The sequence below is a fragment of the Zoogloea sp. GW822-FHT05C07 genome (assembly GCF_058800215.1).
On record NZ_CM179510.1, the window covers coordinates 5,249,433 to 5,271,204 of the forward strand.

General features: G+C 66.0%; 18 protein-coding genes and 1 riboswitch. Of the genes, 8 read left to right on the forward strand and 10 right to left on the reverse strand.

From position 1 onward, the window contains the following. Positions 1–27: 27 nt before the first annotated feature. From AC3QL2_RS24070 to AC3QL2_RS24080, 3 genes are read left to right on the forward strand one after another with little or no spacing between them, the layout of a single operon-like run. Positions 28–783, forward strand: a complete 756-nt coding sequence (locus AC3QL2_RS24070; protein WP_493234914.1) for an energy transducer TonB — start codon at positions 28–30, stop codon at positions 781–783. Positions 784–795: 12 nt separating this feature from the next. Beyond that, positions 796–1,524 carry a MotA/TolQ/ExbB proton channel family protein gene (locus AC3QL2_RS24075; protein WP_493234912.1) on the forward strand — a complete coding sequence of 243 codons (729 nt, stop codon included), beginning with the start codon at positions 796–798 and terminating at the stop codon, positions 1,522–1,524. Then, complete coding sequence (locus tag AC3QL2_RS24080) at positions 1,521–1,937, forward strand: ExbD/TolR family protein (protein ID WP_493234910.1); 417 nt, start codon at positions 1,521–1,523, stop codon at positions 1,935–1,937. Before AC3QL2_RS24075 ends, AC3QL2_RS24080 begins: the two co-directional genes overlap by 4 nt. A 171-nt stretch (positions 1,938–2,108) precedes the next feature. Here the strand turns inward: AC3QL2_RS24080 and AC3QL2_RS24085 are convergent, their stop codons facing one another. Then, on the reverse strand, positions 2,109–2,390 hold the full coding sequence (locus AC3QL2_RS24085) for a hypothetical protein (RefSeq protein WP_481114046.1): 282 nt from the start codon (positions 2,388–2,390) through the stop codon (positions 2,109–2,111). A gap of 173 nt (positions 2,391–2,563) precedes the next feature. Between AC3QL2_RS24085 and acuR the strand changes: the two genes are divergently transcribed. Together acuR and acuI are read left to right on the forward strand one after the other, a co-directional pair. Further along, positions 2,564–3,211 (forward strand): acrylate utilization transcriptional regulator AcuR, encoded by a 648-nt coding sequence (acuR, locus tag AC3QL2_RS24090; protein ID WP_493234909.1) that lies wholly within the window; start codon positions 2,564–2,566, stop codon positions 3,209–3,211. Between the two features lie 50 nt (positions 3,212–3,261). After that, a complete protein-coding gene (gene acuI / locus AC3QL2_RS24095) occupies positions 3,262–4,245 on the forward strand; it encodes an acrylyl-CoA reductase (NADPH) (protein WP_493234907.1) in 984 nt (327 codons plus the stop codon). Between the two features lie 77 nt (positions 4,246–4,322). Here acuI and AC3QL2_RS24100 read toward each other — a convergent pair whose 3' ends face one another. The 9 genes from AC3QL2_RS24100 to AC3QL2_RS24140 form a co-directional block, all read right to left on the reverse strand. Continuing rightward, a complete protein-coding gene (locus AC3QL2_RS24100; RefSeq protein WP_493234906.1) occupies positions 4,323–6,119 on the reverse strand; it encodes an acyl-CoA dehydrogenase in 1,797 nt (598 codons plus the stop codon). Positions 6,120–6,287: 168 nt separating this feature from the next. Next, complete coding sequence (locus tag AC3QL2_RS24105; protein ID WP_493234905.1) at positions 6,288–7,235, reverse strand: NAD(P)H-dependent flavin oxidoreductase; 948 nt, start codon at positions 7,233–7,235, stop codon at positions 6,288–6,290. Further along, complete coding sequence (locus tag AC3QL2_RS24110; RefSeq protein ID WP_493234904.1) at positions 7,236–8,900, reverse strand: long-chain-fatty-acid--CoA ligase; 1,665 nt, start codon at positions 8,898–8,900, stop codon at positions 7,236–7,238. It abuts the gene before it with no gap. A 22-nt stretch (positions 8,901–8,922) separates the two neighbouring features. Continuing rightward, positions 8,923–9,498, reverse strand: coding sequence for a chalcone isomerase family protein (locus AC3QL2_RS24115; RefSeq protein WP_493234902.1), 576 nt, complete (start codon positions 9,496–9,498; stop codon positions 8,923–8,925). Next, positions 9,495–10,007 (reverse strand): DUF4442 domain-containing protein, encoded by a 513-nt coding sequence (locus tag AC3QL2_RS24120; RefSeq protein WP_493234900.1) that lies wholly within the window; start codon positions 10,005–10,007, stop codon positions 9,495–9,497. The genes AC3QL2_RS24115 and AC3QL2_RS24120 overlap by 4 nt, the downstream gene beginning before the upstream one ends. A 49-nt stretch (positions 10,008–10,056) precedes the next feature. Beyond that, entirely contained in the window at positions 10,057–11,256 is a 1,200-nt protein-coding gene (locus AC3QL2_RS24125) for an acetyl-CoA C-acyltransferase (RefSeq protein WP_493234899.1), read from the reverse strand. A 21-nt stretch (positions 11,257–11,277) separates the two neighbouring features. Further along, entirely contained in the window at positions 11,278–13,677 is a 2,400-nt protein-coding gene (locus tag AC3QL2_RS24130; protein ID WP_493234897.1) for a 3-hydroxyacyl-CoA dehydrogenase/enoyl-CoA hydratase family protein, read from the reverse strand. Positions 13,678–13,735: 58 nt separating this feature from the next. Beyond that, on the reverse strand, positions 13,736–15,031 hold the full coding sequence (locus tag AC3QL2_RS24135; RefSeq protein ID WP_493234896.1) for an OmpP1/FadL family transporter: 1,296 nt from the start codon (positions 15,029–15,031) through the stop codon (positions 13,736–13,738). A 322-nt stretch (positions 15,032–15,353) separates the two neighbouring features. Beyond that, entirely contained in the window at positions 15,354–16,046 is a 693-nt protein-coding gene (locus AC3QL2_RS24140; protein ID WP_493234894.1) for a TetR/AcrR family transcriptional regulator, read from the reverse strand. A gap of 145 nt (positions 16,047–16,191) precedes the next feature. On the opposite strand from AC3QL2_RS24140, the gene prpF reads away from it, so the two are divergent. The 3 genes from prpF (at position 16,192) to AC3QL2_RS24155 (ending at position 21,745) form a co-directional block, all read left to right on the forward strand. Then, complete coding sequence (prpF, locus tag AC3QL2_RS24145; protein ID WP_493234892.1) at positions 16,192–17,433, forward strand: 2-methylaconitate cis-trans isomerase PrpF; 1,242 nt, start codon at positions 16,192–16,194, stop codon at positions 17,431–17,433. Between the two features lie 125 nt (positions 17,434–17,558). Then, a riboswitch (cobalamin riboswitch) is annotated at positions 17,559–17,758 on the forward strand. 133 nt (positions 17,759–17,891) lie between these two features. Then, on the forward strand, positions 17,892–20,678 hold the full coding sequence (locus AC3QL2_RS24150) for a ribonucleoside-diphosphate reductase subunit alpha (protein WP_493234891.1): 2,787 nt from the start codon (positions 17,892–17,894) through the stop codon (positions 20,676–20,678). Next, positions 20,675–21,745, forward strand: a complete 1,071-nt coding sequence (locus AC3QL2_RS24155) for a ribonucleotide-diphosphate reductase subunit beta (RefSeq protein ID WP_493234890.1) — start codon at positions 20,675–20,677, stop codon at positions 21,743–21,745. The genes AC3QL2_RS24150 and AC3QL2_RS24155 overlap by 4 nt, the downstream gene beginning before the upstream one ends. Positions 21,746–21,772: the final 27 nt, after the last annotated feature.

The window sequence follows — 21,772 nt, forward strand, 5'->3', positions numbered from 1 at the left end:
AGGAAGCAAGCCCGACTGGAGACTGACATGAACGCAGCCATGCCCCTGGCGGCTCACCCGCAACAAACCTTGCCCGCCCCTGTCCTGATGCTCTCGCGCCAGGACAACCCCCTGCCCGTGCGTCGCAGCATGGTGGGCACCGGCGTCGCGGTCGTTCTGCACCTGGCACTGCTGGGCCTGTTCGCCTCCCAGTTCGAAAGCTCGCCCCCGCCGATCACGCCGCCGCAGCCGTACATGACGGTCAGCCTCGTGTCCCCCGACACCCCGAAGCCGACGCCGCCCCAGCCGCGCCCGCAGCAACAGCCGGCCGTCAGCAAGCAGCAACCCGTTGCCAAGCAGCGCCCTGCCCCGCCGACCGTGGCGCCCAGCAAACCGACGCTGACCTCCGCCGCAACCGCCACCAACGCCGTCGAGGCCACCGCTCCTGCCGCCCAGCCGGCGCCTCCGGCGCCGCCCGTCCAGGCCCCAGCCAAGGAGGCGCCGGTGGCGATCGTTCCGCCGCGCTTCGACGCCGCCTATCTGTCCAATCCCGCGCCTGAATACCCGCGCCTGTCCCGCCGCATGGGCGAAGAAGGACGGGTGCTGCTGAAGGTGCAGGTCGGCGCCGACGGACGCCCGACCGACGTCAGCATCTTCAAGAGCAGCGGCTTCACGCGCCTCGACGAAAGCGCCCGCGACACCGTCCTGCGCAGCTGGCGCTTCGTACCGGCCCGCCAGGGCGACCAGACGGTTGCCGGCACCGTCAAGGTGCCCATCGATTTCACACTCAACCCCGCGTCCTAAGAAGGAATTCCCATGAACGAATCCACTTTCAGTTTCGGCCATATCTGGGCCCAGGGTGACAGTGTCTCCCACGGTGTCGCCATCATCCTGGCGCTGATGTCCCTGGCCTCCTGGTCGGTGATCCTCGTCAAGGCCTGGAGCCTCGTCAGCCTGCGCCGCATGAGCACCGCCGCCAAGCAGTTCTGGCACGCCACCAGCATGGATGCCGGCATGGCGGCGCTGGCCCCGAACTCCGCCGAGAACCCCTTCCACGATCTGGCCAGCCGCAGCACCGAAGCCGTCGCCCATCACGTCACGCACCAGAACGAACTGCACGGCGTGCTCAACCTGAACGACTGGCTGACCAGCACCATGCGCCAGTCCATCGACGACTCCACCGGCCGCATGCAGGGCGGGCTGTCCATCCTGGCTTCGGTCGGTGCCACGGCTCCGTTCATTGGCCTGTTCGGTACGGTGTGGGGCATCTATCACGCGCTGATGGGTATCGGCGCCGCTGGTCAGGCCACCCTCGACAAGGTTGCCGGCCCGGTGGGCGAATCCCTTGTGATGACCGCCGGTGGCCTGGCCGTCGCGATTCCCGCCGTGCTGGGCTACAACGCCCTGGTGCGCGGCAACAAGGAGATCCTGGCCCGCCTCAAGCACTTCGCCCATGACCTCCACGCCTTCCTGGTGACCGGCGGCAAAGTCCGCAAGAACCCGGCCAGCATCCATCCCCTGCCGACCCGGAAGGAAGCGCAATGAGCTTCAGCAGCCAGTTCGACGACGATGGCGAGGTGATGTCGGAGATCAACATGACGCCCCTGGTGGACGTGATGCTGGTTCTGCTGATCATCTTCATCATCACCGTCCCGGTGATCAACCACGCGGTCAAGCTCGATCTACCCAAGGCCAGCAGCCAGCAGGAAGACGTGAAGCCGGACAAGATCAACCTGTCCATCAAGGCCGACGGCAGTCTGTCGTGGAATGGCGAGAGCGTCGCCGTCGACGATCTGCAGAGCCGCCTCGAAGGGGCCGCCGCCCGTCAGCCGCAGCCGGAACTCCATCTGCAGGTGGACAAGCACGCCGAGTACGATCACGTCGCCCAGCTGTTGTCCTCGGCCAGCCGCCTGGGCCTCGGCAAGATCGCCTTCGTGACCGAGCCCGGAGCACAGTAACAACGCCGGTACAAGCGGTAATCCCACAAACGGGGGCGAGCAGATCGCCCCCGTTTTTTTCGTCCAAACTCAAGACTTGCAGGCAATAAAAAACCTCCGCCCGCTCTGCGCGGGTAGGAGGCTTTTTCCGTGCACCGCGAGACGATTGCGGTGCAGATGGTGCGTTACGACTTAACGATCGGCGGTGAGCTGGGCGAGGAACGCAGCTTCCTTTTCGGCCGGGAAAGCATGTGCTGCCATGATGCGCTGAACAGCCGTCGGTGCACTGTTGTTATCCACCGAAAACTCGATACCGATCGTACGACCATTGGCGGCCAGGGTCATGAAGGCACTACGCCAGCGCTGGGACTCTGCCAGACGCTCGCGAACTTCGCTTTCGTTGCGGATCACGACGCCCGCGGCCTTGAGGGAATCCAGAAACTCTGCGTAGGACTCGTTGCAATAACTGCCCATCGACTTCTCCTGTTAAATCCGGTGATCGCTCACCTGTACTCCCTTAACGCAAACGTCAGTAAGCTGGATGACAGGATTTCAAAAAAATTTTTGAACCTTTCCCAGCGGGCGTTCGCAAGCCATTTTTCAAGCTGAGGATTGATTTATTGAGACGATCGGTCTAATTTATCTCCATGGACCTTCAGCCCTCCGCCTCCGCCACCACGCCGCGCCGCCGCGGCCGTCCGCCGAAAAGCGCCAACGGCTTCAGCGAAACCCGCGAGGCGCTGCTGCGCGCCGGCGTCGAGGTGCTTACCGAAAGGGGCTTTTCCGCCACCGGCATCGACCAGATCCTGTCCCGCGTGGGCGTCCCGAAGGGGTCCTTCTACCACTTCTTTCCCAGCAAGGAAGCCTTCGGCGGTGCGCTGATCGAGCGCTACGCCGGCTACTTCGTTCGCAAGCTCGACCGCTTCCTGCTCGACGAAAGCCAACCGCCGCTGCAACGCCTGCGCAATTTCGTCACCGACGCTGCCGACGGCATGGCGCGCTTCGAATTCCGCCGTGGCTGCCTGGTCGGCAATCTGGGCCAGGAAACCGCCAGTCTGCCAGACGCCCTGCGTCTGCAGCTCTCGGCGGTCTTTGCCGACTGGGAAAACCGTGTGGCCATTTGCCTGGAAGCAGCGCAGGCCGGTGGCGCGATCGCCGCCGACGCCGATTGCCAGCGCCTGGCCAACTGCTTCTGGATCGGCTGGGAGGGCGCGGTGCTGCGTGCCAAGCTGGAAGCATCGAGCCGGGCACTGGAAGTCTTTGCCGATTTTTTCTTCGCCGGGCTGCCCCGGTGAGTTTTTTTGTCTATTAATAGACGATCAGTCTAATTAAACGGAGGGTGAACATGTTCAAGGGAATCCTGATCGAGAAGGACGAGGCCGGTTACCGCGCCACGCTGCGCGACATCGACGAAGCCGGTCTGCCCGACGGCGACGTAACGGTGCAGGTCCAGTACTCCACGCTCAACTACAAGGACGCGCTGGCGATCACCGGCAAGGGCCCGGTGGTGCGACGCTTTCCGATGGTGCCGGGCATCGACCTGGTTGGCACCGTCGAGGAGAGCCGCCATCCGGGTTACCACGCCGGCGACCTGGTGGTACTGAACGGCTGGGGCGTGGGTGAAGTGCATTGGGGCGGCCTCGCCGAAAAAGCCCGCCTCAACGGCGACTGGTTGGTTCCGCTGCCGGCCAGCTTCACGCCGAGCCAGGCGATGGCCATCGGCACCGCCGGCTACACCGCAATGCTGTGCGTAATGGCCCTGGAGCGTCACGGCGTGACGCCGGACCAGGGCGATATCCTGGTCACCGGTGCGGGTGGCGGCGTCGGAAGCGTCGCGGTCGCGCTGCTGTCCAAACTGGGCTACCGGGTCGTCGCCGTCACCGGCCGCATGGAGGAAGAGCCTTACCTACGCCAGCTCGGCGCCAGCGAAGTGCTGTCCCGCGAAGAATTCAGCGCGCCCGGCAAGCCCCTCGCCAGGGAGCGCTGGGCCGGCGCGGTAGACGTGGTCGGCTCCCACGTGCTGGCCAATGTATGCGCCAGCACCAAGTACGGCGGCACCGTCGCAGCCTGCGGCTTGGCCGGTGGCATGGATCTGCCAGCCAGCGTCGCGCCCTTCATCTTGCGCGGCGTGACCCTGGCCGGCGTAGACAGCGTGATGTGCCCCCGTCAGCGCCGCCTCGAAGCCTGGCAACGTCTCGGCCGCGACCTGGACATCGACAAGCTGGGCCTGATCGCCCACGAGATCGGCCTGAGTGAAGCCATCGAGCAAGCCCCGGCGATCCTCGCCGGCAATCTGCGCGGCCGCGTCATCGTCGATATCAGCCGCTGATCCAGCGCCACGCGGCGCGTCCCGCTCGGATGAAGCAGGCTGTCTGCGATGGCGGACAGCCTGCCCATATCCGCCGACTAAGCGAACAGCTCATCTCCCACGTCCGCAAGTGCGGCATCGCCGTTCATCACGGTCTCGGCGTACGCAGCCGCCTGGGGCAGCAACTGGTCGGCGTAGAAGCGGGCCGTGGCGATCTTGTTACGGTAGAAAACCAGGTCACCGTCGCCGCGGGCCAGATGGCCGGCAGCGGCGAGCGCCGCCTTGCCCATCATCCAGCCACCGCTGACGGTGACGGCCAGGTGCAGGTAGGGCACGGCCGCCGTCAGCACGCCGCCGAGGCTGTGTTTCGCGCTACCGGCCAGCCATTCGCTGGCGACCGTCCAGGCTTTCAACGCGTTGCCGAGCTTGTGGCCGATGGCCTGCAGTTCCGGCTGGCCAGTGGCACCCAGCGCCTTGGCGGTGGCGTGGATCTCGCCGAAGACGAGCTTGAGCGTGGCGCCCTGGTCGCGCATCAGCTTGCGGAACAGCAGGTCGTTGGCCTGGATGCCGGTGGTGCCCTCGTAGATCGTCGTGATCCGCGAGTCGCGCCAGTGCTGGGCGGCGCCGGTTTCCTCGATGAAGCCCATGCCGCCGTGGATCTGCACGCCGAGGGACGTCACCTCGATGCCCATTTCGGTGCCGCCGCCCTTGACGATGGGAATCATCAGCTCGGCCAGGTAGAGGCTTTGGCGGCGCTGCTCGCCATCCGGATGCTTGTCGGCCATGTCGAGCAGCCCGGCGGTGTAATAAGTCAGCGCGCGGCAGGCTTCGACACGGGCCTTCATCAGCATCAGCATGCGGCGGATGTCCGGGTGCTTGTCGATGCTCACCAGCGCCTCGCCGGTCAGCGCATCGCGGCCCTGCTTGCGGTCACGGGCGTAGGCCAGCGCCTGCTGGTAGGCACGTTCGCCGAGGGCGATGCCCTGCAGGCCAACACCGAGGCGGGCCTGGTTCATCATGATGAACATGTACTCGAGGCCCCGGTTGGCTTCGCCGAGCAGATAGCCGACGGCGCCTTCCTTATCGCCGAAGGCCATCACGCACGTCGGGCTGGCATGGATCCCGAGCTTGTGTTCGATGGATACGCAACGGACGTCATTGCGCTCGCCGGGAGCGCCATCGGCATTCACGAGGAACTTCGGCACCAGGAACATCGAGATGCCCTTCACCCCGGCCGGCGCGTCCGGCAGGCGGGCGAGGACGAGATGCACGATGTTGTCGGTCATGTCGTGGTCGCCGTAGGTGATGAAGATCTTCTGGCCGAAGACCCGGTACGTGCCGTCGGCCTGCGGTTCGGCCCGCGAGCGGATCAGAGCCAGATCGGAGCCGGCCTGGGGCTCGGTGAGGTTCATCGTGCCGGTCCATTCGCCGGACACCATTTTCTCCAGAAAGGTCGTCTTCAGTTCATCGCTGGCGCAGGTCAGCAAGGCTTCGACGGCGCCGGTGGTCAGCAGCGGGCCGAGGGAGAAGGCCATGTTCGCCGAGCAGATCATCTCCTTGACGGCGATGCCGAGCAGGTCGGGCAGGCCCTGGCCGCCGAACTCGGCAGGCAGCGTGATGCCATTCCAGCCGGCGTCGCGGTACAGCTGATAGGCAGCTTTCCAGCCTGCCGGGGTCGTCACGCCCTCGGCGCCGAGCGTGCAGCCTTGCCTGTCGCCGACGTGGTTGAGCGGTGCCAGCACCTCGCCGGCAAACCTGGCGGCTTCGTCGAGAATGGCGTCGGCCAGGTCCGGCGTCGCCTCCTCACAACCGGGCAGGCTGGCGATCTCGTTGAAGGCGGCCAGTTCGTCCATGACGAAGCGCATGTCCTTGATCGGGGCGCGGTAATCACTCATTTCGTTCTCCTTGGTCAATCGTTCGTTTTAATTTGAAGGCGTAATCGGTTCAGCCCTGCGCCGCCATGCGGCGGTCGGGAACAAGACATGTAGTGCGTAGGGATCAGCTGCGTCCCGATTCGCGGCGCCCGCCCGTTCCAGGGCCGGCTCAGCGAATCGGGATAGTGGTCAGAAGGATCTGGCCAACAGGTCAGCCTTGGCAGCCAGGTATTCGTGCTTCATCCGGGCGATGACGTCGGCGGCCGGCAGCACGTCGTCGATGGTGCCGACGCCCTGCCCTGCGCCCCAGATGTCGCGCCAGGCCTTGGCATCGTTGTCCTTGCCGAAGCTCATGGCGCTCTTGTCCCGAACCGGCAGATCTTCCGGGTTGAGCCCGGCGGCGAGGATGCTCTTCTTGAGATAGTTGCCATGCACGCCGGTGAAGTAAGGCGTGTAGACCACATCCTGGGCCGTAGACTCGAGCAGCGCCTGTTTGTAGGCGTCGGCGGCGTTGGCCTCCTCCGTCGCGATGAAGCGCGAGCCGATGTAGGCGAAGTCGGCCCCCAGCGCCTGCGCGGCCAGGATGCTCTGGCCGTTGGTGATGGCGCCGGACAGGGCGATCGGGCCGTCGTAGAACTTGCGGATCTCACCGACCAGCGCGAAGGGGCTCAGGGTGCCGGCGTGACCGCCCGCACCGGCGCAGACCAGGATCAAGCCGTCCACACCAGCTTCCAGCGCCTTTTCCGCATGGCGGACGCTGATCACGTCATGAAAGACCAGGCCGCCGTAGGCATGGACCTGCGGCACGATCAGGGTCGGCGCCGACAGGCTGGTGATGATCAGCGGCACCTCGTGCTTCACGCACAAGGCCATGTCGTGCTCCAGCCGCGTGTTCGACGGATGGATGATCTGGTTCACCGCGAAGGGCGCAGCCGCCGGGCTCTCCGCCAGCGTGGCGTTGATACGCGTCAGCCAGTCGTCGAGCAGCTCCTGCGGGCGCGCATTCAGCGCCGGAAAGGAACCGATGACACCGCTGCGGCACTGGGCGATGACCAGGTCAGGATTGGAGACGATGAACATCGGTGCGCAGATCACCGGCAGCGCGAGGTTCTTGTTCAACGAAGCGGGAATCGACATTCAGGCAGCCTCCTTCAATGCGCGACGCAGGATCTTGCCGACGTTGGTGCGCGGCAGGTCGTCGCGGAATTCCACGTGTTTGGGTACTTTGTATCCGGTCAGCACGGTGCGGCAATGCTCGACCAGCGCTTTTTCGGTCAGTGCCGGATCCTTGCGGACGACGAAGATCTTCACCGCCTCGCCGGAATGTTCGTCGGCGACACCGATTGCCGCAACATCGCCGACGCCCGGATGCATCGCCACCGCCTCCTCGACCTCGTTGGGGTACACGTTGAAGCCGGACACCAGGATCATGTCCTTCTTGCGGTCCACCAGGAAGACGAAGCCCTGCTTGTCCACATAGCCCATGTCGCCGGTGCGCAGGAAACCGTCCGGATGAAAGACGTTGGCGCTCTCCTCCGGGCGCTGCCAGTAGCCCTTCATCACCTGCGGGCCGCGGATGCAGATCTCGCCGACCTGGTTGAGCGGCACCTCAGTCCCGATGTCGTCGCGGATCGAGATCTCGGTGGACGAGATCGGCAGGCCGATCGCTCCGTTGAAGCCGTCCATGTCGAGGGGATTGATGGTTGCCGCCGGCGAGGTTTCGGTCAGCCCGTAGGCCTGCAGCAGCGGCGTGCCGGTGATCTGGCGCCAGCGCTCGGCCACCGGCGCCTGCACCGCCATGCCGCCGCCAAGCGTGACGCGCATCGTCGAGAAATCCAGCTTCGCGAAATCCGGGTTGTTGAGCAGCGCGTTGAACAGCGTATTGACGCCGGTGAACACCGTCACCGGATACTTCGCCCATTCCTTCACGAAACCCGGAATGTCGCGGGGATTGGCGATCAGCAGGTTCGTTGCGCCGATCATCAGGAAGGTCAGACAGTTCGCCGTCAGCGCGAAGACGTGGTACAGCGGCAAGGCGGTGACGATGATCTCCTGCCCTTCGCGCACCGCTGGGCGGATCCAGTTGTAGGCCTGGGTGACGTTCGACGCGATGTTGGCGTGGGTCAGCATCGCGCCCTTGGAAACGCCGGTCGTGCCGCCCGTGTATTGCAGGAAGGCCAGATCCTGCTGGCCGAGCGGCACCGGCTTGAAGCGCTGGCGCTGCCCCACGGTGAGTGCGTCGCTGAAGCCAATTGCCGTGGGGATATACCAGGCGGGCACCATCTTCTTGATACGGCGCACGACGAGGTTGACCAGCGCCCCCTTCACCGTGCCCAGCATCTCGCCCATCGGCGTCACGATGACGTGGCGCAGCGCTGGCGTCCTGGGCAGCACCTGCTCAAGCGTGTGGGCAAAGTTCTCGACGATGACGATGGCCGCAGCACCGGAGTCCTTGAGCTGGTGTTCCAGTTCCCGCGGGGTATATAGCGGGTTGCAATTGACCACCACGCAGCCGGCCCGCAGGGCGCCGAACAGGGCTACCGGGTATTGCAGCAGGTTCGGCATCATCAGCGCGACGCGGTCGCCTTTCTGTAGCCCCCGCGATTGCAGCCAGCCGGCAAAGGCAAGGGACGCCTCGTCGAGCTGGCGATAAGTCATCTCCTTGCCCATGCTGATGTAGGCGACCTTGTCCGCATAGGTCTTGCAAGCCTTCCCGAGCAGCGCGACCAGCGACGGGATGTGTTCGATGTCGATGTCCGCCGGGATGCCCGCCGGGTAGCTTTGCAGCCAGATTCTGTCCATGTCTGTCTCCTCGGCTGGCCGGTCAGTTGCCGAGCAGCGCTTTCTTGAGCCCGGCATCCGCCGGCTTGTCGCCGAGCCAGACCTTCAGCAGGGCCTTGGCGAACGCGCCGCCGGCGACCTTGCCACGGGGCTCGCCGTTGACGCTCAGCGCCACGCCGTCGCCGCTGAAGTCGAGGGCTACGCTGTCGCCTTCGTGCACCTTGCCGAGGCCGCGCATCAGGGTACCGAACTGTTCCGACTGGGGCTTCACGGCTTCCAGCTCGGCGGATGTGTTGTTGTGGGCCAGCCCCTCCTCCAGCGCCGCGTGCAGCGTGTCGGCGCCGATGTCGCGCAACAGGCGCAGGTTCATCCGCCGCGGTGTGCTGGCGTCGATCAGCGCAGCGGCCGTGCCGCTCTTCTGCGGCGCGTACAGCGCAGCAACGTAGAGTTTGATGAACAGCTTGCTGCGCAGGCCAGCGCCGTTCAGCACCAGCTCGCTGCTCCCGACGCGGGCCCGCTCGTCGATCCTGACTCCGGCCACCTCGGCCGCGTGAAGCCCGGGCGAAGCCAGCAGGGCCACCAGCAAGGTAGCCCCGGCAAAACGATGAAATTGACTCATTGCTCTCCTCCAGCAGATTTCTTCCGGTAGAAATTCTTCTCGGCGATATAGACGGTGCGCTCCACCACCGTATGCACGACGCCGTGCGCGTCCTTCAGCTCGACCTGGAAGGTCCGTTCCAGCTCCGGCTGCTGCGCCAGCGCGGCGCGGATGTCGGCCAGCTCTTCCGGACCCAGCACGAAGTCGGCGTACAGCGTCGTGTAGCCCGGCTTGCGGTAGCGGATGCTCGCCGCCTTGTCCCACACGATGTAACCCTCGCCCAACGCCGCCATCAGCATCATCGGGTGCACCCCGTCGGTGATCGCGAAGAGCGAGCCGCCGTACAGCGAACCGACGATGTTGCGGGTCTTCCACGACAGGGGCAGCGCTATTCGGATGTGGCGCAGGTCCCGCCCCACATGCACGACCCGTCCGCCCGTGCCACGGAAAGCCGGGTGCAGGTTGAAGCCCAGGCGCACCATGCGGGCACGCCACGCGGGCGGAAGTTTGGCGAGCCAGGCGGGCTTCATGGTCTGCTCTTCTTTTGATGGGGCATGAATGTGGGCAAGGCAGGCGTCGTCACACGCGCTCGAAGATGCCGGCGGCGCCCATGCCGGTGCCGATGCACATCGTCACCATGCCGTAGCGGCCGCCAGTACGCTGCAGGCCGTGCACCACGGTAGCCGTGCGGATCGCACCGGTGGCGCCGAGGGGATGGCCAAGGGCGATGGCACCGCCGAGCGGATTGACCTTGTCCGGATCAAGGCCGAGCTCTTGCATCACCGCCAGCGACTGGGCGGCGAAAGCTTCGTTCAGTTCGATCCAGTCCAGCTCATCCTGGCGGATGCCGGCCTGAGCCAGCGCCTTCGGAATCGCCGCCACCGGGCCGATGCCCATGATGTCCGGCGCCACACCGGCCACCGCGTAACCGGCAAAGCGGGCCAGTGGCGTCAGGTTGTGTTCCCGCAGGATCTTCTCCGACACCAGCATCACCGCCCCGGCGCCATCCGACATCTGCGACGAATTGCCAGCGGTAACCGAGCCACGCACGTTGAACACCGGCTTGAGTTTGGCAAGCCTCTCCAGCGAAGCATCCTGGCGCGGCCCCTCGTCCACCTCGACGGTGCGCTGACGGGCGCGAACCTGCCCGCTCGTCAGATCGGGGACGTGCTCGGTGAAGCCGTAAGCCATCGTCTCGGCGTTGAAATGGCCAGCCAGGATCGCCGCGCAAGCCTTCTGGTTGGAGGCCAGCGCGAACTGGTCCTGGGCATCGCGGCCGATCTTCCATTGCTGGGCGACCTTTTCGGCAGTGAGGCCCATGCCGTAGGCGATGCCCAGGTTCTCCTCGTGGGCGAAGATCGCCGGGTTCATCGACATCTTGTTGCCCATCATCTGCGGCATCACGCTCATCGACTCGGTGCCGGCGGCGATCATCACGTCGGCCAGGCCCAGACGGATCTGGTTGGCCGCATCGGCCACCGCCTGCACGCCGGACGAGCAGAAGCGGTTGATCGTCAGCCCCGGCACGCTGGTCGGCAACCCGGCCAGCAGCAGGCCAATGCGCGCGACGTTCATGCCCTGCTCAGCCTCCGGCATCGCGCAGCCGACGATGACGTCGCCAATCAGCGCCGGGTCGATGCCCGGCACCTGGGCCACGACGGATTTGAGGACCGCCGCCAGCATGTCGTCCGGGCGGACATTGCGGAACGCACCGTTGCGCTTGGCCACCGGCAGACGGGTCGCGGCGACGATGTAGGCGTCTTGAATCTGTTTGCTCATGTCTTTATCTCCTTGGCCCGATCAGTTGCGCAGCGGCTTGCCGGTTTCCAGCATGTGCTGGATGCGGGCCTGCGTGAGGGGATCTTTCAGCAGTTCGACGAACAGGCGGCGCTCGACGGTGAGCAGCCATTCCTCGTCCACCAGGCTGCCTGTTTCCACCTCGCCGCCGCACAGGGCGGTGGCGGCGGCCTTGGCCACCTTGTAGTCGTGGGCGGAGATCATCCCGCCTTCCTTCATGTTCACCAGCATCATCTCGAAGGTGGCGATGCCGTTCTTGCCGGCGACCGGAATGCCGCGGGCCAACTGCGGCGGCGCATGGCCGGCATCGGCCAGCGCGCGTGCTTCGCGGATGGCGACCCACAGCAGCTCGTGGGCGTTGAACAGGACGGTGTCCGACGGCCGGGCGAAGCCGTAGTCGATGGCCTCCTGCGCGCTCTTGGCGACCTTCGCCATCGCAATCGTCTGGAACACCGGCTGCAGGAAGTTGAACACCTCCGTCGGCGTTGCCGACTGGGCGGCCAGGTCGGCCGCGCGCACCGCGAATTCCTTGCAGCCACCACCGGCCGGGATCAGGCCGACACCGGCTTCCACCAGGCCGACGTAGCTTTCCAGCGCCAGCACCCGCTTGCCCGCATGCATGACGAACTCGCAGCCGCCGCCGAGCGCCATGCCCTGCACCGCGGCAACGACCGGAACCTGGGCGTACTTCAGCGCCTGCGAGGCACGCTGGAATTTCTCGACGGTCGCCTCAAGCACGTCGAAGCGGCCGGCGCCGATGGCTTCCGCCACCTGCTGCAGATTGGCGCCGACGGCGAACGGCGCCTCGTGCCAGACGACGAGGCCGTCGAGCGTGGTTTCCGCCTGGCGGACCGCGGCGATGACGCCGTCCAGCACCTCGTTGCCGATGGTGTGCATCTTCGACTTGATCGACACGATGCCGATGCCGGCATCGACCGCCGGCAAGCGCCACAGGCGCACGCCGTCGTTCTCGTACAGGGTCTCGCCGGACTGTTCCGACGGCGCCGCGTTCTCGCCGAGCACCCGCTCGGGGAAGAGTTGGCGTCGATAAACCGGCAGGTCTGAACGCGGCACGTAGGCATTGCGGCGGGCCGACCAGGAGCCTTCCGGCGTATGCACGCCGGCACGGCCAGCTTCCAGCGCCCAGGCCGGCAGCGGCACATCGCTCATCGCCTTGCCGGCCGCGATGTCGGCGGCCACCGCATCGGCAATGGCGGACCAGCCAGCGGCCTGCCAGGTCTCGAACGGGCCTTGCGCCCAGCCGAAGCCCCAGCGCATGACCAGGTCGAGGTCGCGGGCGTTATCGGCCACGTTCTCGAGTTGCACGGCGGCGTAGTGGAAAATGTCGCGGAAGATCGCCCACAGGAATTGCGCATGGGGATACTGCGAGGCCCGCAGTGCGGCGAACTTCTCGGCCGGATTCCGAAGCTTGAGGATCGCGGCGACCTCATCGGCAATTTCCCCGGAAGACGACCGATAGCCCTGCTCGGCCAGGTCGAGCACCTGGATCTCCTTGCCCTGCTTGCGGAAGATACCGCAGCGGGTCTTCTGCCCAAGGGCGCCCTGCTCGATCAACAACTTCAGCCAGGCCGGCGTCGTGAAGTGCGCATGCCACGGGTCGTCGGGCAGCGTGTCCTGCATCGTCTTGATGACGTGGGCCAGCGTGTCCAGACCGACCACGTCGGCGGTGCGGTAGGTGGCGCTCTTCGGCCGGCCAATCTTCGGGCCAGTCAGCGCATCGACCTCGTCGAAGCCGAGGCCGAAGGCCTGGGTATGGTGCATCACCGCCAGGATGGAGAAGACGCCGATGCGGTTGGCCACGAAGTTCGGTGTATCCAGCGCGCGGATCACCCCCTTGCCGAGGCGGGACGTGAGCCAGGTTTCCAGCGCGTCGAGCAGCGCAGCGTCGGTGCTGTGCGTGGCGATGAGCTCCACCAGATGCATGTAGCGCGGCGGGTTGAAGAAGTGCACACCGCAGAAGCGCGGGCGCAGCACCTCCGGCAGGCCCTGCTCCAGCGCGCTCATCGACAGGCCGGAGGTGTTCGACGCGATCACCGCGTCCGGCGCCAGGAAGGGGCTGATCTTCGCGTAGAGATCGTGTTTCCAGTCCATGCGCTCGGCAATCGCCTCGATGATCAGGTCGCAGTCGGCGAGCAGCGGCAGGTGCTCTTCGTAGTTGGCGGCGTCGATGAAGCGCAGCGTGTCCTTGCTCGCCAGCGGCGCCGGGTCGAGCTTCTTGAGGCCGTCGAGGGCTTTTCTTACGACCGCGTTCTTGTCACCGCCCTTGGCGGGCAGGTCGAACAGCATGACAGGCACACCGGCATTGGCGAGGTGGGCGGCGATCTGCGCGCCCATCACGCCGGCGCCGAGGACTGCCGCCTTTCTTACGATCAGCTTGTTCAAGGCTTGTCTCCTTTGAGGGTATTGATTATGCAATTCAGGTAATACAGCAGGCAATGCATCAGAAGGCGTAATTCAGCTGGACGGACAGCAGGTCGACGCTGTTTTCGAACTTGCCCCGCACGGTCTGCAGGGTCACCGTCTCGGCCGTGTTCGTGACCACCCGCGCCGTGTGGGTGTCCTTGAGGAACAGGTGGGCGTAGCCGAAATCCAGGCTGGTATTGGGCGCGACGGCCCACTTGGCGCCGAAGGCCAGCCAGATGCGGTCCGCGTCGGGCACGGTCATCGTGCGGCTGGCATCGTCGGGAATCGGGTTCTTGTCGTAGGCGGTGCCGGCGCGCAGTTTCCAGTCCTGGTTGTACTGCCAGGTCGCGCCGACGCCCACGCGCCAGGTGTCCTTGAAGTTGTAGCGCAGCGGCGCCGTGGCAGCCGCACCGTTGGCGGCCACCTTGGGCGCCAGCGTCTGCAGGCTGCTCCAGCCGGTCCAGGAGTAGTCGCCGAGCAGCGTCCAGCGCTCGTCGAGCTTGTGCTGGAGAGCAATGGACAAGGTGTCCGGCGTCTCGATGGAGGCGGTGATCGACCGATCGATCAGGCCCGGCACAGTCTGCGTGCCGTCCAGATCGACCTTTACCTTAGAGCGGTAGCTCACGCCCAACCGGGTGGCGTCGTCCAGCTGATACATCAGGCCGGCGTTGTAGCCCCAGGCCCGGCCATCGCCCTTGAGGCGCCCGACCGGTGCGCCGACATAGGGCGTGGCTTGTGTGAATTCGATCTTGCTGACGACGTAGTCGACGCCGACGCCAAGCGACAGTCGCTCATTGACGCGGTAGGCGACGGACGGATTGACGTTGATGTGGCGGATGCGGGTCTTCTGGCCGGAGAAGCGTCCGACGAAGGTGCTGTCGTATTCCGTCTCGTCGGCAAAGGTCGGCCCTATTCCAAGACCGAGCCGCCAGTCCGACGACAAGGCGTAGGCGTAATAGATCGCCGGTACCGCGTGCGCACCACCGCCGTTACCGCCCGAGTCACCGACCGGATGGAAGGCACCGGTGGGCGCGCCGGTCAGCGGATTGATGACCGGCATGGGCGTCGTCCCATCGTTCGTGAAACGCGTGCTGCGGTTGATCACCGTCGTTACCGCACTGAAGCTGTGGGTGCCCGACAGCATCGTCATCCCGGCCGGATTGAAATAGATCGTGCTGGCGTCCTCGGCAACGGCGGCCTGACCGGCATAGGCCGTCCCAAGCCCTGAACCGTTCTGCTCCATGAGCTGGAAGCCGGCGGCGCCTGCCGAACCGGAAAAGGCCAGCGCCGATATGAGCAGCGGGATAGCGCGGGGTTGCAGCATGTTTCGCATCAAGTCGTCTCCTTTTGTACTTTTGTAATAAGCAAGAACATCGAAACCGAAATGCACAAACGTTCGTTTTAATCGAGAGGCAAAAAAACAGCCCTGCTACACCGAAGGCTTCTTGGATCAGAACTGTTCAAACGTTCGTTTTATATTAAGGAGCCTTCATCGCGGCGGCAAGTCTTTTTTGCGTGCCGGCGATGCAGATCGTCAGATGCAGATCGTCAGATGCAGATCGTCAGATGCAGGTGGCGGAGCGCACGTCCCGGCGCTCCAGATCCGGCTCCGGCCCCTGCAGCCCGAAGCCTCGGGGAGCCAGCCGGACGGCGCGTCAGTCCGCAGCGCCCTCGAACTGCGGCAACGGCGCCCGCAAGCCGCCGAGCAGGAAGGACATCAGGCGCGGCAGCAGACGGTCGAAGCGGTCCATCTCCGTTTCATCCTCGATCTGCCAGTCGGTCACCACCCGCAGCGCATCGATGCCGGCAATCGCGAACGAGGTGGCGCCGAGCATGAAGTGGAAGCGCCAGACGATCTCGGACTTGGGCACATCCGGCAGCGCCTTGAACAGCGCCTCCTTGTAGCGCTCGACGACGGTGCGGTATTCCCGGGCGAGGAAGGTGTGGATGAACTCGGTGGGCTCCGTGAGGGTTCGCCCGAGCAGACGCAGGAAGGTCATGCCGCCGCGGGCCTCGTTGTCGGCCAGGCGCAGCAAAGTCCCGAAAAAGCCATCCACGATCTGCGACGGCTTGAGGGGCTTGCCCGCCGACTCCCGTTCCAGCGTATCGAGGATGCGCATGCGCTCATCGTTCAGCCAGTCGAGCCGCCGACGGAAGACTTCCTGCATCAAGGATTCTTTGGAGCCGAAGTGGTAATTGACCGCCGCCAGGTTGACGGCCGCTCCGCTGGTGATCTGGCGCATCGACGTCCCGTCGTAGCCGTTGGCCATGAAAAGGCGCTCGGCCGCATCAAGAATTCGTTCGCGGGTATCCGCATTGGGGGTTTCGCCAGCTTTCGGTGCAGCCACTTCTGATACTCCGTCCTCGTACAGTCGTTTGAACATAAAGTGATCCGTACATGGATGCAAGCGCCGACACGGCCGCGGATGCGCCTTTCCCCGCCTACAATGCCGCGCTGATGATTCTCCGCCGCGCACCGGCAAGGAAGCAGACATGACCCGCAGCGTCACCCATCCCGCCTTTCCGGCGCAGATCCGCATCCCCGCCACCTACATGCGCGGCGGCACCAGCAAGGGCGTGTTCTTCCGCGTAGACGACCTGCCGGAAGCCTGCCGCGCGCCGGGGCCGGCCCGCGACCGCCTGCTGCAGCGGGTGATCGGCAGCCCCGATCCCTACGGCAAGCAGATCGACGGCATGGGCGGCGCCACCTCCAGCACCAGCAAGGTGGTGATCCTGTCGAAGAGCACGCGGCCCGATCACGACGTGGACTACCTGTTCGGCCAGGTCGCCATCGACGGGGACTTCGTGGACTGGTCCGGCAACTGCGGCAACCTGTCGGCGGCCGTCGGCCCCTTCGCCATCACCGCCGGTCTCGTCGACGCGTCCCGCCTGCCGGCTGATGGCCTGGCCACGGTACGCATCTGGCAGGCCAACATCGACAAGACCATCATCGCCCATGTCCCGCTGCGGGATGGGCAAGTGCAGGAAACCGGGGATTTCGAGCTGGATGGCGTCAGCTTTCCCGCCGCCGAGGTCGCGCTGGAATTCGTCGATCCAGCTGACGAGGGTGACCGCGAGGGTGGCAACGACAGCGCCGCCCTCTTCCCGACCGGCCGCTCGGTGGACGAGCTGGAGCTGCCCGAAACCGTCATCGCCGGCGGACGCCTGCGCGCCACGCTGATCAACGCCGGCATCCCGACAATCTTCGTGAACGCCGCGGATCTGGGCTACCAGGGCACCGAACTGCAGGACGCCATCAACGGCGACGCCGCCGCGCTGGCCCGCTTCGAGGCCATCCGCGCCCACGGCGCCCTGCGCATGGGGCTGATCCGCAGCCTCGACGAAGCCGCCACACGGCAGCACACCCCGAAGATCGCTTTCGTTGCCCCGCCGGCCGATTACGTGGCCTCCAGCGGCAAAGCCGTCGCCGCCGCGGACATCGACCTGCTGGTGCGCGCGCTGTCGATGGGCAAGCTGCACCACGCGATGATGGGCACGGCGGCGGTGGCCATCGGCACTGCCGCAGCCATCCCCGGCACCCTGGTCAATCTCGCCGCGGGCGGTGGCAAGCGCAACACCGTGCGCTTCGGCCATCCGTCCGGCACGCTGCGCGTCGGCGCCGAGGCCCAGGCCACGGACAGCGGCTGGGTGGTCACCCGCGCCTCCATGAGCCGCAGCGCGCGCATCCTCATGGAAGGCTGGGTACGCGTACCGGGTGATGCGTTCCCAGCTTAGCTGGCCAGGATGGGGCGCCGCGCCACAGGGGGGCACTGCAAGCCAACCTACTATCCATTGATTACGGAGCGGTAAAAATAACTAGATAGCGGCCTCATCGATTGACATCCCCATCAATCGCCGCCTAAACTCCGCCCCGTCATTGGTTCCCCGCCAGGGGATGAAAAGGGAAGCCGGTGCGAGACCACGGTCTCAATGCCGGCACTGCCCCCGCAACTGTAATCGGCGAGTTTCGTGCCCCCACAGCCACTGGATGCGCTCCGGGAAGGCCGGCACGACACGCGGACCCGAGAGTCAGGAGACCTGCCATGGCCCAATCCTTTTGCGCTTTTGGGGCGGGGTGTCCCTGAAACGAGGAGTCTTGCCGCCGTCGTGCGGCGGGCCGCCCTGCCGGGTTCCCGCTGCCGCGCTCCAATTGCTCCCTCGGCTCTCCGCCCCCCCGGACACGGAGAACCCGCTTGCAGACCGCCATCCTGAAATCCTCGCCGAGCCACGCCGGCAGCCATGAAACCGCCGTCGCCGCGCTGCAGGTCATCCGCCGCAACGGAGCCGTCGTCACCTTCAACGCCGACAAGATCGCCGTGGCCATGACCAAGGCCTTCCTCGCCGTGGAGGGCAACGCCAGCGCCGCCTCGTCCCGCGTCCGCGAGATCGTCGGCCGCCTCACCGACACCGTACTGCGCGCCCTCACCCGCCGCCTGCCCGACGGCGGCACGGTCTCCATCGAGGACATCCAGGACCAGGTCGAACTGGCCCTGATGCGCTCCGGCGAGCACGACGTGGCCCGCGCCTACGTGCTGTACCGGGAACGCCGGTCAGCGGAACGGGCCGCCGTGCCAGTCGACAGCGCGGCCGCGACTATCCTCCACGTACTGGACGGCGAGCGCCGCATCCCCCTCGACACCGCCCGCCTGCTCGCCAACTGCCGGGCCGCCTGCGCCGGCCTGGGCGATGGTGTCAGCCCCCAGGCCATCCTCGACCACGCCCTCCGCAACCTCTACGATGGCGTTCCCCTCGCCGACGTGGACCAGGCGCTGATCCTCGCCGCGCGCGGCCTGATCGAGCGCGAACCCGGCTACAACCAGGCCACCGCGCGCCTGCTGCTGGTCAGCCTGGCGCGGGAAGTGCTGGGCCACGGCGTGCAACTCGATGCGCTGGCCGGGCTGTACGCCGAGCAGCTGCCGGAATTCGTCGGCCGCGGGATCGCCGCCGGGCTGCTCGACCCGCGCCTGGCCGACTTCGATCTAGCCCGCCTCGCCGCCGCCCTTCGCCCCGAACGCGACCTGCAGTTCGGCTACCTCGGCCTGCAGACCCTCTACGACCGCTACTTCCTGCACGTGGACGGGCGCCGCATCGAGCTGCCGCAGATCTTCTTCATGCGCGTCGCGATGGGCCTCGCCCTCAACGAGATCGACCGGGAAGCCCGTGCCATCGAGTTCTACGCGCTGATCTCGAGCTTCGACTTCATGTGCTCGACACCGACCCTGTTCAACAGCGGCACGCGCCATTCCCAGCTGTCCTCGTGCTACCTCACCACGGTCTCGGACGACCTGGAAGGCATCTACCAGGCGGTCAAGGAGAACGCACTGCTGCAGAAATACGCCGGCGGCCTCGGCAACGACTGGACCCCAGTGCGCGCCCTCGGCAGCCGCATCAAGGGCACCAACGGCCACAGCCAGGGCGTGATCCCCTTTCTGAAGGTGGTCAACGACACCGCCGTCGCCGTAAACCAGGGCGGCAAGCGCAAGGGCGCGGTGTGCGCCTACCTGGAGACCTGGCACCTGGACATCGAGGAGTTCCTCGACCTGCGCAAGAACACCGGTGACGAGCGGCGGCGCACCCACGACATGAACACCGCCAACTGGATTCCCGACCTGTTCATGAAGCGGGTGCATGAGAACGCCGAATGGACCCTGTTCTCCCCGTCGGACGTACCCGACCTGCACGAGCGCTACGGCACCGACTTCGAAGCCGCCTACGTCGCCTACGAGGCCCGCGCCGACGCCGGCGGGCTGCGCCTCTTCAAGCGCCTGCCGGCCGTTCAGCTGTGGCGCAAGATGCTCACCATGCTGTTCGAGACCGGGCACCCGTGGATCACCTTCAAGGACGCCTGCAACCTGCGCTCGCCGCAGCAGCACGTGGGCGTCGTGCACAGCTCCAACCTGTGCACCGAGATCACCCTCAACACTTCCGACAGCGAAACCGCCGTCTGCAACCTGGGTTCGGTCAACCTGCCCGCCCACCTCAAGGACGGCCAGCTCGACACCGACAAGCTGGCCCGGACCATCCGCACCGCGCTGCGCATGCTCGACAACGTGGTGGACATCAACTTCTACGCCACCCCCAAGGCCCGCCGCGCCAACCTGCAGCACCGTCCGGTGGGGCTCGGCATCATGGGCTTTGCCGACTGCCTGTACGCCCTCGGCCTGCCCTACGCCTCCGCCGAAGCGGTGGAGTTTGCCGACCGCAGCATGGAGGCCGTGTGCTACCAGGCCTACTGGGCCTCCACCGAGCTGGCCCGCGAGCGCGGCCGCTACGCCAGCTTCGACGGCAGCCTGTGGGACAAGGGCATCCTGCCGCTGGACAGCCTGGACCTGCTCGCCGAGGCGCGCGCCGGCCACCTGGACGTGAACCGGGACAGCCGCCTGGACTGGGCCGCGCTGCGCGAGCGCATCGCCCGCCACGGCATGCGCAACTCCAACTGCGTCGCCATCGCCCCGACCGCCACCATCTCCAACATCGTCGGCGTGTCGGCCAGCATCGAGCCGGCCTACCAGAACCTCTACGTCAAATCCAACCTGTCCGGCGAATTCACGGTGGTCAACGAAGCGCTGGTCCGCGACCTGAAGGCGCTGGACCTGTGGGACGAAGTGATGGTCGCCGACCTCAAGTACTTCGACGGCTCGCTGGCCCGCATCGACCGGGTGCCGGACGAACTCAAGGCCCGCTACGCCACCGCCTTCGAGATCGACCCCGCGTGGCTGATCGAAGCGGCGGCCCGCCGCCAGAAGTGGATCGACCAGGCCCAGTCCCTCAACCTCTACCTCGCCACCCCGTCCGGCCGCAAGCTGGACGAAACCTACAAGCTGGCCTGGCTGCGCGGCCTCAAGACCACCTACTACCTGCGCACCCTCGGCGCCAGCCAGATGGAAAAGGCCGGCGAACGGGAGCACACCGCGCCCGCTAGCGAAGACGCCCCGCGCTTCTGCTCCATCGACAACCCGGAATGCGAGGCCTGCCAATGAACGCCCCCTTCAACGACTGGGACACCCCCGTGCGCCCGGCCGGCGCGCCGCAGTCCGCCGCGCTGGCCCCGGTGAATGCCGCCGACAAGCGCATCGTCGGCGGTCATACCGACATCAACCAGCTCGCGCCCTTCAAGTACCCGTGGGCCTGGGAGTTCTTCCTCAAGGCCAACCGCAACCACTGGACGCCGCTGGAAATCTCCATGGCCCAGGACGTGCACGACTACCACCACAAGCTCACGTCCGCCGAGCGCCACGTCTTCGAGAACGTGCTGGCCTACCTCACCACCTCCGACATCCTGGCCATGCGCAACATCGGCCTGGCGGTGATGGAGAAGATGAGCGCCCCCGAGCTGCAGATCTACCAGGCCCGCCAGGTGTACGAGGAGGCCCTGCACACCTGGACCTACCAGCACTGCATCGAATCCATCGGCCTCGACCAGCAGGAGATCTACAACCGCTACCGGGTCGTGCCGGCCATCCACGGCAAGATCGCCCTCGCCAACCGGCGCCTGGAGCGGGTGATGCGCCCGGACTTCGACCTGCGCGAGCGGGACAATCTGCACGAGTTCGCGCTGTCCTACTTCTTCTTCGCGGCGATCTTCGAGGGCTGCTGGTTCTACAACGGTTTCTCGCCGATCTTCGCGCTGCAGCGCCGTGGCCTCATGAAGGGCGCCGCGGAACAGCTCCAGTACATCATGCGCGACGAAGTCCTGCACTGCGCCTTCGGCATCCGCGTGGTGCGCGAACTGCTCAAGGAAGAACAGCTCACCCTCGACCCCGCCGCGCTGCGCACCCTGTGGGACGAGGCCGAGGCCGCCGAGCGCGCCTACGCCGACTACATCCTGCGCGACCCGATCCTCGGCTACAACGCGGAGCTGCACACCGCCCAGTTCCGCTTCATGGCCAACCGCCGCGCCCGCCAGGTCGGCCTCGCGGAACCCTTCCCCGGCGCCGAAAGCGTGCTCCCATGGCTCGACGAACAGGCCAATCTGCGCAAGGAGAAGAACTTCTTCGAGACCCGTGTCACGGAGTACCAGACGGGCGGTGCGCTGAGCTGGGATTGAACCGTCCGCCGTCGGGCGACAGGTGAT

Excerpts from the sequence above, each read along its gene's own strand:
- AC3QL2_RS24115 (WP_493234902.1), bottom strand. The coding sequence starts at position 9,498 with ATGAGTCAATTTCATCGTTTTGCCGGGGCTACCTTGCTGGTGGCCCTG.
- AC3QL2_RS24125 (WP_493234899.1), bottom strand. The coding sequence starts at position 11,256 with ATGAGCAAACAGATTCAAGACGCCTACATCGTCGCCGCGACCCGTCTG.
- AC3QL2_RS24155 (WP_493234890.1), top strand. The coding sequence starts at position 20,675 with ATGAACGCCCCCTTCAACGACTGGGACACCCCCGTGCGCCCGGCCGGC.
- AC3QL2_RS24100 (WP_493234906.1), bottom strand. The coding sequence starts at position 6,119 with ATGAGTGATTACCGCGCCCCGATCAAGGACATGCGCTTCGTCATGGAC.
- AC3QL2_RS24120 (WP_493234900.1), bottom strand. The coding sequence starts at position 10,007 with ATGAAGCCCGCCTGGCTCGCCAAACTTCCGCCCGCGTGGCGTGCCCGC.
- AC3QL2_RS24085 (WP_481114046.1), bottom strand. The coding sequence starts at position 2,390 with ATGGGCAGTTATTGCAACGAGTCCTACGCAGAGTTTCTGGATTCCCTC.
- prpF (WP_493234892.1), top strand. The coding sequence starts at position 16,192 with ATGACCCGCAGCGTCACCCATCCCGCCTTTCCGGCGCAGATCCGCATC.
- AC3QL2_RS24070 (WP_493234914.1), top strand. The coding sequence starts at position 28 with ATGAACGCAGCCATGCCCCTGGCGGCTCACCCGCAACAAACCTTGCCC.
- AC3QL2_RS24105 (WP_493234905.1), bottom strand. The coding sequence starts at position 7,235 with ATGTCGATTCCCGCTTCGTTGAACAAGAACCTCGCGCTGCCGGTGATC.
- acuI (WP_493234907.1), top strand. The coding sequence starts at position 3,262 with ATGTTCAAGGGAATCCTGATCGAGAAGGACGAGGCCGGTTACCGCGCC.
- AC3QL2_RS24135 (WP_493234896.1), bottom strand. The coding sequence starts at position 15,031 with ATGCGAAACATGCTGCAACCCCGCGCTATCCCGCTGCTCATATCGGCG.
- AC3QL2_RS24110 (WP_493234904.1), bottom strand. The coding sequence starts at position 8,900 with ATGGACAGAATCTGGCTGCAAAGCTACCCGGCGGGCATCCCGGCGGAC.
- AC3QL2_RS24080 (WP_493234910.1), top strand. The coding sequence starts at position 1,521 with ATGAGCTTCAGCAGCCAGTTCGACGACGATGGCGAGGTGATGTCGGAG.
- acuR (WP_493234909.1), top strand. The coding sequence starts at position 2,564 with ATGGACCTTCAGCCCTCCGCCTCCGCCACCACGCCGCGCCGCCGCGGC.
- AC3QL2_RS24075 (WP_493234912.1), top strand. The coding sequence starts at position 796 with ATGAACGAATCCACTTTCAGTTTCGGCCATATCTGGGCCCAGGGTGAC.